Annotated in this window: 11 protein-coding genes; 4 read left to right on the top strand and 7 right to left on the bottom strand. The window is 69.7% G+C overall.

All coding sequences use genetic code 11. The annotated features are described in order from the left end of the window. The first annotated feature begins 186 nt into the window (after window positions 1–186). A complete protein-coding gene (locus ABD989_RS04620) occupies window positions 187–1686 on the top strand; it encodes a DEAD/DEAH box helicase (protein WP_345312596.1) in 1500 nt (499 codons plus the stop codon). Between the two features lie 159 nt (window positions 1687–1845). Beyond that, on the top strand, window positions 1846–2496 hold the full coding sequence (locus ABD989_RS04615) for a GAP family protein (protein WP_246993395.1): 651 nt from the start codon (window positions 1846–1848) through the stop codon (window positions 2494–2496). A gap of 3 nt (window positions 2497–2499) precedes the next feature. Here ABD989_RS04615 and ABD989_RS04610 read toward each other — a convergent pair whose 3' ends face one another. From ABD989_RS04610 to dprE1, 4 genes are all read right to left on the bottom strand, one after another. Further along, window positions 2500–3246: an MBL fold metallo-hydrolase gene (locus ABD989_RS04610; RefSeq protein WP_246993397.1), complete on the bottom strand. Its 747-nt coding sequence runs from the start codon at window positions 3244–3246 to the stop codon at window positions 2500–2502. Between the two features lie 14 nt (window positions 3247–3260). Continuing rightward, the gene (locus ABD989_RS04605) at window positions 3261–5195 is read right to left on the bottom strand and encodes an arabinofuranosyltransferase (RefSeq protein WP_246993399.1); all 1935 of its coding nucleotides are present in this window, start codon (window positions 5193–5195) and stop codon (window positions 3261–3263) included. Between the two features lie 3 nt (window positions 5196–5198). Then, complete coding sequence (dprE2, locus tag ABD989_RS04600; protein ID WP_246993400.1) at window positions 5199–5960, bottom strand: decaprenylphospho-beta-D-erythro-pentofuranosid-2-ulose 2-reductase; 762 nt, start codon at window positions 5958–5960, stop codon at window positions 5199–5201. A gap of 83 nt (window positions 5961–6043) precedes the next feature. After that, window positions 6044–7462 carry a decaprenylphosphoryl-beta-D-ribose oxidase gene (gene dprE1 / locus ABD989_RS04595; protein ID WP_246993402.1) on the bottom strand — a complete coding sequence of 473 codons (1419 nt, stop codon included), beginning with the start codon at window positions 7460–7462 and terminating at the stop codon, window positions 6044–6046. A 154-nt stretch (window positions 7463–7616) separates the two neighbouring features. Here dprE1 and ABD989_RS04590 point away from each other — a divergent pair, with 154 nt between their 5' ends. Further along, on the top strand, window positions 7617–8084 hold the full coding sequence (locus ABD989_RS04590) for a universal stress protein (RefSeq protein ID WP_246996883.1): 468 nt from the start codon (window positions 7617–7619) through the stop codon (window positions 8082–8084). A gap of 6 nt (window positions 8085–8090) precedes the next feature. Here the strand turns inward: ABD989_RS04590 and ABD989_RS04585 are convergent, their stop codons facing one another. Beyond that, entirely contained in the window at window positions 8091–9290 is a 1200-nt protein-coding gene (locus ABD989_RS04585) for a lipase family protein (RefSeq protein ID WP_246993405.1), read from the bottom strand. A 183-nt stretch (window positions 9291–9473) separates the two neighbouring features. Between ABD989_RS04585 and ABD989_RS04580 the strand changes: the two genes are divergently transcribed. Then, window positions 9474–9905, top strand: a complete 432-nt coding sequence (locus ABD989_RS04580; RefSeq protein ID WP_345312717.1) for a GtrA family protein — start codon at window positions 9474–9476, stop codon at window positions 9903–9905. Window positions 9906–9957: 52 nt separating this feature from the next. Here the strand turns inward: ABD989_RS04580 and ABD989_RS04575 are convergent, their stop codons facing one another. Together ABD989_RS04575 and ABD989_RS04570 are read right to left on the bottom strand one after the other, a co-directional pair. Next, on the bottom strand, window positions 9958–10836 hold the full coding sequence (locus ABD989_RS04575; RefSeq protein ID WP_246993407.1) for a TIGR03619 family F420-dependent LLM class oxidoreductase: 879 nt from the start codon (window positions 10834–10836) through the stop codon (window positions 9958–9960). Window positions 10837–10888: 52 nt separating this feature from the next. Further along, complete coding sequence (locus ABD989_RS04570; protein ID WP_345312595.1) at window positions 10889–12484, bottom strand: serine/threonine-protein kinase; 1596 nt, start codon at window positions 12482–12484, stop codon at window positions 10889–10891. Window positions 12485–12508: the final 24 nt, after the last annotated feature.

The raw sequence follows: 12508 nt of genomic DNA, 5'->3' as shown, positions 1-12508 counted from the left end.
ACGCTCCGGAGATCGCAGCCGATGTCAATCCTGCCGGCCGATCACTGACTTTCCTGCGGCGAACGGATACGCACACCTGCGTGTTCGCCACCTGACTTCCATGCTGTGGCTCGGCCGCGCCTAAAGTGCGTGCGGCCCGCTCATGTGCGCCGGGAAGTCCCTAAGCCACAAAGGGCTGACACCACCATGACCACCACTTTCGCCGATCTCGGCGTTCCCGCGCCGATCGTCGGAGCACTCGCCGCCGACGGCAAGACCGCGGCCTTCCCGATTCAGGAGCACACCCTCCCCGACAGCCTCGCCGGTCGGGACGTGCTCGGCCGCGGCAAGACGGGCTCGGGCAAGACCCTGGCCTTCTCGATTCCGCTGGTCGCCCGCCTGGCCCAGGCCGGCCGCAAGCGCACGCCGGGTCGTCCGACCGGGCTGATCCTGGCGCCCACCCGCGAGCTGGCCACCCAGATCGCGACCGCGCTGACCCCGATGGCCGAGGCGATGGGCCTCAAGGTCACCACCATCTTCGGCGGCGTCAAGCAGGCCGGTCAGGAACGCGCGATGCGCGGCGGCGTCGACATCGTCGTCGCCTGCCCCGGTCGCCTCGAGGACCTGATGGGCCAGCGCATCGTCTCGCTCGACGACGTGGCCGTGACCGTGCTCGACGAGGCCGACCACATGGCCGACCTCGGCTTCCTGCCCGGCGTGACCCGCATTCTGAACGCCACGCCCAAGGGCGGTCAGCGCATGCTGTTCTCCGCCACCCTGGACAACGGCGTCGACAAGCTGGTCAAGCGCTTCCTGAACCAGCCGGTCACGCACTCGCTCGAAGAGGCCACCAGCCCCGTCGAGAAGATGACGCACCACGTGTTCGAGGTGCGCTCGACCGGTGACAAGAACGACCTCGTCCAGGAGCTGGCCTCCGGCACCGGGCGACGGATCCTGTTCATGCGCACCAAGCACCAGGCCAAGAAGCTGGCCAAGAAGCTCACCGCCGCCGGTATCCCGTCGGTGGACCTGCACGGCAACCTGTCGCAGAACCAGCGCGACCGCAACTTGGCCTCGTTCGCGGCCGACGACGGCGCCCGCGTCCTCGTCGCCACCGACGTGGCCGCCCGCGGCGTGCACGTGGACGACGTCGAGCTGGTGGTCCACGTGGATCCGCCGGCCGAGCACAAGGCCTTCCTGCACCGCTCGGGCCGTACCGCCCGCGCCGGCAGCAACGGTGACGTGGTGACGGTGTGCCTGCCCGAGCAGCGCGCCGACCTGCGCAAGATGCTGCAGAAGGCGGCCATCAAGGTGACGCCGCAGCAGGTCACCGCCTCGTCGGCGGCCGTCGACGAGTTGGTCGGCGAGCGCGCCCCGTACCGGGAGCCCGCTCCGGCACCGGCTCCCCAGCAGCAGCAGCCGCGTCGCCGTTCCGGCGGTGGCGGCGGCGGCCAGGCCCGGTCGGGTCGCGGCGGTGGGCAGGGTCGTGGCTCCGGTCGCGGTGCAGGCGGCTCCGGCAATGCCGGCAGTACCGGCGGTGGTCGCGGTCGCGGCACCGGCGGTCGTCGTTCCGACAGCGCCGGCGACTCCGGCCAGCGCGTGTACACCTCGTCGTCGTCGCAGCAGCGCACCGAGGGCGCCGGCGCCCCGGCGCAGCGTCGTCGCCGCAGTGCGCGTCGCCCGGCGGGCGCACCCACCGCGCGCTGACCGCGGGTACACCGACAGCGCGGTAAAACAACGGCGTCCTGACGCCCACCGATGGCATATACGCATTCGGTCGCGTCAGGACGCCGTCGTTTTACCAAGCTGATAGTGTCTTCGATGGAATCGCGCCGTCGGCGCTGATCGAGCGAGAGGTGCCCCGCGATGAACCCGGTCATCGGCGAGATTCTGCCCATGGCGGTGGGCGTGGCGATCTCGCCGATGCCGATCATCGCCGTGATCCTCATGCTGCTCGGCGGCAGTGCGCGCACCAAGGGCCTCGGCTTCGCCGTGGGTTGGGTGGGCGGCCTCATCGGCGCGACCGCGGTCTTCATCGCCCTCGGCGACGCCGTGAAGCAGACCGACGAGCCCGGGGCCGCAGTCGGCTGGATCAAGATCGTGCTGGGCAGCGGGCTGCTGATCGCCGGCATCAACCAGTTCCGCGCGCAGAGCAGCGGCACCCCGAAGTGGCTGACTGCCATCGAGGGACTGACCTGGGCCAAGGCGACCGGGCTCGGCTTCCTGCTCGCTGCCGTGAACCCCAAGAACCTCATGCTCTGCGCCGCCGCGGGCGTCGCGATCGGCTCGGCCGATCTCGCGATGGGCCCGCTGATCGGCTCAGCTGCCGTCTTCGTGGTGCTGGCCTCCGCGAGTGTTCTACTTCCGGTGATCGCCTACCTTGTCGCCGCGGACGCGCTCCGTGGCCCGTTGAACGCGATCAAGGAGTGGCTGGACGCGAACAATCAGGCCGTGATGGCGGTGCTGTTCGTGGTGCTCGGTGTGGTGCTCGTCGGCAAGGGCCTCGGCGGCCTCTGACCCTCAGCCGCGGGCGAGCGCCTGGTCGACGGCGGTGCGCATGCGGCCCGCCCACTGCGGGCCGTGGCCGGGGAACAGCAGGCGCGCGTCGGTGGCGGCCAGGTTCTCCAGCGAGGCGGCGTTGCGCTCGGGGTCGTGGGTGAACACCGGGCCCAAGCACTGTGGCCCGGGCGGGGTGGTGGTCGGATGTGCGCTGATCAGGGCGTCGCCGGAGACCAGGGCTTCGCCGTCGGCCACCAGGAAGGCGCTGTGGCCGCGGGTGTGTCCGGGCGCCGCGATCGGGACCGGTGCGCCGGGGAGCCCGGCGAGGTCGGGAAAGGGGGTGGCGTCGGGCAGGCCGGTCTTGTCGAGGGCCCCCAGCGGAAGGATCCGGCTCAGCCAGCGCAACACGCGGGGCTGCCAGGCGATGGGTGCCAGGCTCGCCGCGTTCGCCTGTTCCAGATAGTCGCGCCGAGCGTGGGCCACCTCGTGGGGATCGGCGTAGACGTCGAAGGCGTATTTCTGCCGCAGCTTCACCAGGCCGCCGAGGTGGTCGACGTGCGCGTGGGTGAGGAGCGCGGCCCGGATCTCCTCGGGGGCGCTGCCGACCCGACGCAACGACTCGGTCACCGCGTCGGCGTGGCCGGGGTAACCGCCGTCGATCAGGGTCACACCGTCGTCGGCCTGCAGAATCACCCAGTTCACGGTGTCGGTGGCGACGAAATGGGTGCTGCCCGACGCCCCGGTCAGGCTGGTGATCTGCAGGTCCACTCCGCGCTCCCGAACTAGTTGCGGACCACCAGAACGAACGGGCCCACTTCGGTCACCGTATAGGCCGGATCGTCGAAGACGGCCGGATCGAAGGTCACCGTGTACCGCTTGATGTTCGGATCGTTCGGGTAGACGTCCTTGGCCAGACGCAAGGTGTAGCCGTCGGCGCTGTAGCGGAACACGAACGCGTCCGGGGTCCGCCACGGGCTGGCCTGCATCAGCGACGCCAACTCGGCCGGATCGGCGGCCTCCGCCCACTTCGCGATGGTCGCGGCGCGGGCGTCGAACTCGGCCAGCGGGTTCGCGTAGTGCGAGGTGAGGCCCTGGAATCCCCAGTACGGGTAGATCGACAGGAAGCTGAAATCGGCGGTGAGCACCACGTTCTCGGTGGCCGGGCGGCCGGTCTGCTCGCGGATCAGGCGGTGCAGCTGCGCGTAGTACGACTCCGAGCCGGCCGGCCGTTGATCGCCGCGCTGACCGTAGCCGTCGGTGTCGGTGTAGGCGATGGTGATCTCGCTGGACAGGGTCGCGGGCACCTGCTGGGCCACGCCGACCGCGCCCACGGCCGCCAGGACGCCGATCACGGTGCGGATGTCGCCGAAGCGTCCCACCGCGAGTCGGGAGAGTTCGACGACGCCGAACACGCCCGCGGCGGCGAGGATCGCGGCGCTCACCGCTTCCAGGCGGAACGACAGCAGGGTGCTGCCGATGGCGGTGCGCGCCAGCGACGCCAGGGTCAGGACCACGATGCCGACCAGCGCCACGGCGAACGCGAACGCGATGGTCCGACGACGCATGCGCAGCACCGCCCAGATCAGCCCGACCAGGGCCAGGAGCCCGAGCAGGGTCAGCTGGAACATGGGCAGCGGCAGAATCGCGCCATTCTCGGGCAGATAGTGCTCGGCGGCCCCGGACACCGTGACGTTGGAGCCGAACCGCTTGAGCAGGTACGGGGCCCAGAAGGTCAGAGCGACGGCGCAGGCCAGGACGCCCATCACCAGCAGGCGCACCACGACGCCGACCAACGGGCCGCGCCGCTCCGCGCTCAGGGCATCGTCGGGCACGGCGCTGTTGCGGGCCGCGACCCAGACCTGCACCAGGTAGACCAGGGCGATCAGGATCGCGCTGCCGGCGAAGAGCGCGGTGTACAGGGTGTAGACCGTCGCCGAGACCCCGAGGAACAGGCCCGCGGCGATCACGGCGAGCCAGCTGGTCTGCGCCAACGACGTCGGGCCGTCGGTGAGACGTCCGCGTCCGCGGAGCGCGGAGGCGATGACCACCAGCATGGGCACGCCGACCAGGATCAGCACCGCGGCATAGGGCTCGGGCGAGGCGAAGTACAGGGTCGCGGCGGTCACGGCCATGCCGACGGCGGTGCCCACGCCGACGCCGACCATGCGGTTCCACAGCGCCACGCCGAGCGCGGCGGCCGCGGCCATCGAGATGATGGCCCACGGCTTGTAAGCCTCCCAGCCGGGCAGACCGAGCAGGTCGGCGTATCGACCGCCGAACCAGAACCACGTCGCCGGGTAGTACGGCGGCAGGTCCACGTAGGTCATGTCGGCCAGGTGCGGGCTGCTGGTGAGACGGGTGAGGTACTCGGTGCGGAACTGCTGGTCAGCGGTCAGGCCGTGCAGGTACAGCTTGGTGGCACCCAGCGGCATGCCGAGGCTCACCGTCACGAGGCCGGCGGAGGCGACCGAGCCCAGCCACGACGTGCCGAGCCGCCACGACGGCCGGTAGCGTGCGGCCACCACGGCGACCACCGCGACCAGGACGAACAGCACCTGGCCCAGGGTGGTCAGCGCGCGGGTGACGTTGGAGGTGTTGTAGGCCGGCCACGCCGCCGCGTCGATGACGCGGAGTCCGACGAAGCCGACCACTCCGCCGAGGAGGAGCGCGCCGAGCAGTTCGAGTAGGTCGCGGCCTCGGCGCGGTGCGCTCGTCATCGCCTAGACGGGGAGCTTGCGGAAGATGGGCCGCGGGATGTGCCGCAGGACCATCATGATGAAACGGAACGGACCGGGCACCCAGATGACGTCCTTGCCCTTGTCCACGGCGGCGACGACGCGCTGCGCGACGTCTTCCTTGTTCACCGTGAGCGGCGCCTCGGCGACGTGCGCCGACAGGCGGGTGCGGACCTGGCCGGGGCGGACCACGAGCACGCGCACGCCGTCGGCGCGCACGGCCTCGCCGAGGCCCAGGTAGAAGCCGTCCAGGCCCGCCTTGGTGGAGCCGTAGACGAAGTTGGAGCGACGCACCCGCTCGCCGGCCACCGAGCTCATGGCGATGATCTGGCCGTGGCGCTGCGCCCGCATCTTCTCGCCGAGCAGCACGCCGACGGAGACGGCGGCGGTGTAGTTGATGTCGGCTTCGAGCACGGCGAGTTTCTGGTCCTGCCAGGCCTGCTCGTCGTCGCCCTGGATACCGAAGGCGACGATGGCCACGTCGATGTCGCCGCCGGCGAAGGCCGCGTCGATCACGCCGGGGTGCGAATCGGTGTCGAGGGCGTCGAAGTCGATCTGCTCGACGCTGGTCGCGCCGGCGGCCTTCATCTGCTCGACGGCGGTCGCGGCGGCCGGGTCGTTCGGCACGGTGGCCAGGACCACACGCATCGGGCCGCGGGAGAGGAACTCGGCGGTGATGGCGAGGCCGATCTCGGAACTGCCGCCGAGGACGAGGACGGACTGGGGAACGCCGACGGCGTTGAACATGGGGAGATCTCTTTCAGTTGAAGCCGGAGTGCGGGGTGATCCGCGCCCCGAGCTTGTCGAAGGGTCGAAGGGTCGGGCGTCGCTCAGATGAGCTCGAGTCGTCGACCCATGTCCGACATGAAGACCTTGTCCGGGTCCACGCGGCGACGCACCTCGAGCCACTCGTCGACGCGCGGGTACATGGTGTGGAAGCTCTCGGCGGTGGTGCGTGAATCCTTGGCCGTGTACAGGCGTCCGCCGATGGACATCACGCGCCGGTCGAGTTCGGAGACGAACTCGTGCAGGCCCTTCTTGATGGGGAAGTCCACGCAGATGTTCCAGCCCGGCATCGGGAAGCTCAGCGGCGCCTGATTGCCTTCGCCGAACAGCTTGAAGACGTTCAGGAAGCTGACGTGTCCGGAGCCCTGGATGTCGTAGATGATGCCCTTGAACTCTTCGACGGCCTCCGGCGGCACGATGAACTGGTACTGCAGAAAACCCTTGGAACCGTAGGCGCGATTCCAATTCCCGAACAGATCGAGCGGGTGGTAGAACTGCGTCAGATTCTGGATCTTGCCGGTGTAGTTCCCGCCCATGCGATAGTACGCCTCGCCGATCATGGAGAAGTTGAACTTGTTGGCCAGCCCGTTGGGGAACACGTCGGGGAAGTTCACCAGGGTCGGCGCGTCGAACTTGAGCGGATCCTTGGCGAGCTTGTCGGGCAGCTGATCGAGGGTGGCCAGCGAACCGCGCGAGAAGGTGCCCCGGCCCAGCTTCGGCGGCTTGCTGATCGCGTCGAACCAGCCCGAGCTGTAGGTGTAGTTCTCCTCGGAGCCGTCGGTGTGCAGCGCGATGGTCTCGTCGAGCGAGCGCGTCACGGCGCCGTCGGCGATGAAATAGGCGGTCTCGGTGCGCGTCATCTTGATCTTGGCGCGCAGGATGATGCCGGTCAGACCGATGCCGCCGACCGTCGCCCAGAAGATGGAGGCGTCCGGGTCGTCGGGGGTGCCCTCGGGGGTCAGCGTCAGGATGTCGCCGGAGGCCACGAGGAGGTGCATCTCCGCGACGTGGTTGCCGAAGCTGCCCGCGCTGTGGTGGTTCTTGCCGTGGATGTCGCAGGCGATGGCGCCGCCGACGGTCACCTGGCGAGTGCCCGGCAGGACCGGCACCCACAGGCCGTGCGGCAGGGCGACGCGCATCAGCGTGTCGAGGTCCACGCCGGCGTCGACGTCGACGATCGCGGTGTCGCTGTCGATCGAGTAGATCCGGGTCAGCGCCGTCATGTCGATCGTGAGGCCGCCGGCGTTCTGGGCGTTCTCACCGTACGAGCGGCCCATGCCGCGGGCGATGATGCCGCGCTTGAGGTACGACGGCTTGTCGGCCTGGCTGTCGGCGACCTGCGCGACGGCTTGGGCAATGACCTCCGGGTACGGGGTCGACAGCACGTGACCCTCGACGGGCATGGTGCGACCCCAGCCCATCAGCGTCCGGGTCTCGATCGGGAGTACATCTTGGTTCGTCATCGCCTAGGAGAGTACTCGTCGGAGTCTGTGGATTGCCTAGATGTGGTGCGTCAGACCCGATTAAAACGGACATTTCGGCTCCGTTTTCGGGGACTGCCGTCCGATACTCTCAAACCGGAGACATACGACGGCACGACGAAAAGAGACGGTGGCGATGATCGTGGTGGGCTACGCGCCGGGGGCTTTCGGTCGGGTCTGTCTGGAGCAGGGGATCGTCGAGGCCCGCCTGCGCGACACCGAACTGCTGGTGATCAGCGCGGTGTCGGAGGTGCGTGGACGACGGATCGCCGACGCCGACGAGATCGCCGACGTGGAGCAGCGGCTGAAGGCGTCCGGTCTGCGGTACCGGCTGCAGCAGCCGATCGGTGCGACACCGGCAGAGGAACTGCTGAACGCCATGGAGCGCCCGGACGCGGAGATGCTGGTCATCGGGATGCGTCGTCGGACACAGGTGGGCAAGCTGCTGCTGGGCAGCACGTCGCAATACCTGCTCGTCTCCTGCAACAAGCCGGTGCTCGTGGTGAAACCGTCCGCCGAGCATCGCCAGCCGACGACGGCGGCCGCCGACATCGACGACCGCGCCGAGACGCCGCAGCTCAGCGGCACCGAAGTGGAGCCCTGACCGCGGTCAGCGCATGATCCGCGCGAGGAACGGGGTGGAGTCGGGGATCGACGCCAGGACCGTGCCGGAGTGGTCCTCACCCGGGTAGAGGCGGAAATCGACCGGCTGGCCGGCCGCCAGCATCTGCGCGTACAGCGAGCCCGCGGACACGGCGGGGACGTCGGTGTCGAGCAGGCCCTGGCCGAGGAAGATCGGCCTGTCGTACCCGGAGTACGGGGTGCTCATGTATTCGACCAGCGCGCCCTGAATGCCGGGGATGCTCGCCAGCGGGCGGGTGAACCAGGTGTTGGCGCGTTCGCCGGTGAGGGCGTCGGCGAGCTCGGAGTAGCAGAGCTTCTCGGCCATCGAGACCACCGTGCGCCCGCGCGGCGTCAGGACCGACTCGACGCGCAGGTCGGGGCGGGCGTCGGTGAAGCCGGCCAGGATGTATGCGGCGTACACGTTCAGGCCCGCGGGGAGGGCGACGGGCGGAAACGCCGGCCCGGCCTGCCAGATGACGTGTTCGATGTTGGCCGGCGTGCCGGTGGCGACGACGCCGCGGTAGTCGAGTCCGCTGCCGCGCGAGTAGGCGGTGGCCCGGCGCGCGGCGTTCAGTGCCCCGCCCGCGCCCTGCGACTGCCCGACGATGGCCCACTTCTTCGAGAGCGGCAGGCCGGTCTGCTGGGTGGCCTTCACCGAGTCGACCACCGAATGGGCAGCCACCTCGCCGTTGAGATAGCTCATCAGCCCGGGTGTTCCGAGGCCCGCATAGTCGGTGGCGACGATGGCGTAGCCCTCGCGCAGCCAGTGGCTGAGGTAGGCGGCGTCGCGTTCGGAGCGGGGCAGGGCCGACGGCGTGCAGTCGTCGCCGAGGCCGGTGGTGCCGTGCGCCCAGGCGATCACCGGATAGCCACCCTTCGGGGCGGCCTTGCGCGGCAGGAAGATCGCGCCGGTGCTGGTGGCGGGCTTTCCGTGCACGTCGGTGGTGGCGTAGAGGATGCGGTAGGCCGAACCCGCGGCGGGCAGCGAGAGCGCCGGGTTCAGCGGGGTCTGCGCCAACAGCGTGCCCGGCGTGCCGATCGGCCCCGAGTAGTCGCGCGCGTCGAGCCCCGACCACGACGGCGCCGGGGTGGGGTCGGCATGCGCCGGAGCCGCCGTCACGGCGAGGGTGCTCGCGCAGGCGAATGCGAGGACTGTGGTGGCGACCCGACGCAGCAGAGGCTTCATGAGTTCCCAGATTAGGGGACGGTTCGGTGTTTCCCGGTGGTCTCGACGAGATACGACGCCGCCGCCCGGTCGGTCGGGATGCCGGTGTCGGGGCACTAGGCTGTCAGGGTGCCCGACATCGATCCCCGCCACGACCCGTCGCACCCGCTGCACCACGAGGACTTCGCGACGCGTCACGCGCCGATGCCGATGGAGCTGCCGCTCGACGACGAAGAGGCCTCGACCGACGTCGATCTGAAGACCCAGCTGATCCGGTTCGTAATGACCGGCGCCGGCTCGGCGGTGCTCGACTACGGCCTCACCATGCTGCTGCAGTACGCCGTCGGCGCGCCGTTCGCCGTCGCCAAGGCCGGCGGGTTCATCCTCGGCACCACGGTGGCCTACCTGATCAACCGGCGCTGGACCTTCCGCGCCGAGCCCAGCGCCGCGCGCTTCGTCGCGGTGCTGCTGCTGTACGCGACCACGTTCGCGGTCAACGTCGGGCTGTACGCCTGGCTGTCGACGGTGTGGCCGGAGACCTGGCTCTACTCCGCGGGCGCCTTCGTCGTCGCCCAGGGCGTGGCGACGGTGATCAACTTCGTGGTCCAGCGCGCGGTGATCTTCAAGATCAAGTAGTGCCGGTGAGCGAAGGCCGCCGGCGCGCGGCGACCTTCGCGGACGTGCCGGGTCAGCTGTCGATCTTGGCGATGATGTTCTCGCCGTACCAGTTCAGGTGGTCGATCTTCTTCTGCAGCGGCTCGGTGTCGTTGCCGATGATGTACGGCAGGCGGAAGCCGACGATCACGTCGGTGATGCCCTTGTCCTCGAGTCGCTTGATGCCGTCGATGGTGTAGGCGTCCATGGAGATCACGTGGATCTCGAAGGGGTCGTTCTCCTTGCCCTCGGCCTTCCGGATGGCGGCGATCTTGTCGAGCAGGGCGTCGAGCTCCTCGCCCGGGCCGCCGCCGTGCATCCAGCCGTCGCCGCGCACCACGGCACGACGCAGCGCGAGGTCGGCGTGGCCGCCGACCAGCAGCGGGATCGGCTCGGTGGGGGCCGGCGCCATCTTGATCTTCGGGATGTCGTAGAACTCGCCGTGGAACTCGAAGTACTCGCCGGAGGTGAGGCCGCGGATGATGTCCATGCACTCGTCCATGCGCTTGCCGCGGCGCGCGAAGTCGACGCCCATGATGTCGTAGTCCTCCGGCCACGGGCTGGTGCCGATGCCCAGACCCAGCCGATTGCCGGTGAGGTGCGCGATCGACGAGGCCTGCTTGGCCACCAGCGCCGGCGGACGGACCGGGAGCTTCAGCACGAACGGCAGGAACCGCAGGGTGCTGGTCACCGCACCGAGCGCCGCGATCTGAATGAAGGTCTCGACGAAATCCTTGCCGTCGAGGAACTCGCGGTTGCCGTCCGGGGTGTACGGGTAGGTGGCGTCGGACTCTTCCGGATACGCCAGCGAATCCGGGATCGTCATACCGGAGAAGCCGGCGGTCTCGGCGGCCTGCGCGAGCGGAGCGTAGTAGCTGGTGTCGGTCATCGCCTCAGCGAAGGTGAAACGCATGCCACTCAGACTAGAACACGTTCTAGCAATGGTGGGCCGGGTGTCCCCGGAATCAGCGACGGAGGCTGATGGTGCTGCAGCCGGGCGAGATGACGCGTCCGCTCAGCCGGGTCATGTTCGCGGTGATCGGTCCGTCCAGCTGCACGATCACCATGTCGTAGGTGCCGGGCTTGTCGATCCAGCGCACCGGCGTGAACATGACGTCCTCACCCACCCGAATGCCGGCCATCTCGAAGGAGCCGCGCTCGGTGTCTGGATTGGCGCGCGTCGGGCCGAACGCGAAGGTCGCATTGACCTGGTCGTCGATCAGACCGCTCTCGATGGTGAAGGTCACCGCGGTCTCGCCCTGACCGCACGTGTAGGTGCCCGTCCACTTGCCGAGAATCGTGGAGAGCGGAGCGCTGTCGGCCGACGTCGAGGTGGTCGTCGACCTCGTCGCGGAGGTGGTCGACGACGTGGTGGTGCTGCTGGTGGTGGTCGACGACCCGGCGAGCGGCACGGGATCGGATCCACCCGAGTCGCGGAGCACCAGGAAGGCGCCGAGTCCGGCTAGCAGCAGGAGCACGAGGACCGCGATCCCACCGCCGATCAGCATGCGATTTCGCGATCGGTTCCCGTCGGAGGAGCCGGCGGCCGACGGTGCGGGTGGCGACGGCGGACCGGGCGGGAACTGCGCGGCCGGCATCATCCGCGTCGACCTCGGCGGTTCCGGTGGCGGCGGGGACATCGAGGCCGGGGCCATCGGCGGAGGGGCCATCGGGGGAGGGGCCACCGGGGGTGCGGGCGGCTGCTGGCTGTACGACGGTGCCGCGGGGACGACAGTGGGCGCCCCGGCCAGGGCTTGCGCGAAGGCGGTGCTCGACGCGAAGCGGTCGCGCGGATCCTTGGCGGTGGCGCGGGCAATGGCCGCGTCGACATGCGGCGGCATCCCGGGGACCTGCGCCGACGGCACCGGCGGTGGTTCGTACAGGTGCGCGCGCAGCAACGTCGCCGGCGACCCTTCGCCGAACGGCGGGTGCCCGGTGATCAGGTGGTAGGCGGTGCAGGCGAGCGAGTACTGGTCGGAGCGATCGTCCACCCGCCCGTCGCCCAGGCTCTCCGGCGACAGGTAGCTCAAGGTGCCGACGGCCATGCCGGTGGCGGTCAGCCGAGTGCGTTCCGGCCCGGTGGCGACACCGAAGTCGGCGAGCTTGATGATCGGTGGCCCGCCCCCGGCCGACCGCTGGCCCACCAGGACGTTCGCGGGCTTCACATCGCGGTGCGCCAGGTGGCTGGTGCTCCACGCGTAGTCGAGGGCCGCGGCCACGCCGCGCACGATGTCGAGAACGGTCGGCATCGGCAGTCGTCCCTGCCGCGCCAGCAGCGTCGAGGCGTCCGGGCCGTCGACGTACTCCATGGTGAGCCAGAGTTGGCCGCCCACCTCGCCGCGGTCGTGCAGGCGGACGATGTTCGGATGGTCCAGCGCGGCCAGGACGTCGGCCTCGCGGGCGAAGCGCGCCCGGTACACCGCATCGCTGCTCAGCTCGGCGGCCACCAGTTTGAGGGCCTCCTGGCGGGGCAGCCGGGGATGCTGGACCAGGTACACCGAGCCCATGCCGCCGTCGCCGATCCGGGACAGCACGCGATAACCGGCGATCGTCTCGTTCATCGTTCCTCCGCAGGGTCGGGGCGG

The organism is Gordonia alkaliphila, assembly GCF_039542465.1.
GTDB lineage: Bacteria > Actinomycetota > Actinomycetes > Mycobacteriales > Mycobacteriaceae > Gordonia > Gordonia alkaliphila.
Note: the sequence above shows the minus strand (reverse complement) of the source record. Positions and strands in the feature narration are given on the sequence as shown.

Bases quoted from the DNA above. Each gene is read 5' to 3' on its own strand.
- ABD989_RS04620 (WP_345312596.1), top strand. From the start codon at position 187: ATGACCACCACTTTCGCCGATCTCGGCGTTCCCGCGCCGATCGTCGGA.
- ABD989_RS04615 (WP_246993395.1), top strand. From the start codon at position 1,846: ATGAACCCGGTCATCGGCGAGATTCTGCCCATGGCGGTGGGCGTGGCG.
- ABD989_RS04605 (WP_246993399.1), bottom strand. From the start codon at position 5,195: ATGACGAGCGCACCGCGCCGAGGCCGCGACCTACTCGAACTGCTCGGC.
- dprE2 (WP_246993400.1), bottom strand. From the start codon at position 5,960: ATGTTCAACGCCGTCGGCGTTCCCCAGTCCGTCCTCGTCCTCGGCGGC.
- dprE1 (WP_246993402.1), bottom strand. From the start codon at position 7,462: ATGACGAACCAAGATGTACTCCCGATCGAGACCCGGACGCTGATGGGC.
- ABD989_RS04590 (WP_246996883.1), top strand. From the start codon at position 7,617: ATGATCGTGGTGGGCTACGCGCCGGGGGCTTTCGGTCGGGTCTGTCTG.
- ABD989_RS04585 (WP_246993405.1), bottom strand. From the start codon at position 9,290: ATGAAGCCTCTGCTGCGTCGGGTCGCCACCACAGTCCTCGCATTCGCC.
- ABD989_RS04580 (WP_345312717.1), top strand. From the start codon at position 9,474: ATGCCGATGGAGCTGCCGCTCGACGACGAAGAGGCCTCGACCGACGTC.
- ABD989_RS04575 (WP_246993407.1), bottom strand. From the start codon at position 10,836: ATGCGTTTCACCTTCGCTGAGGCGATGACCGACACCAGCTACTACGCT.
- ABD989_RS04570 (WP_345312595.1), bottom strand. From the start codon at position 12,484: ATGAACGAGACGATCGCCGGTTATCGCGTGCTGTCCCGGATCGGCGAC.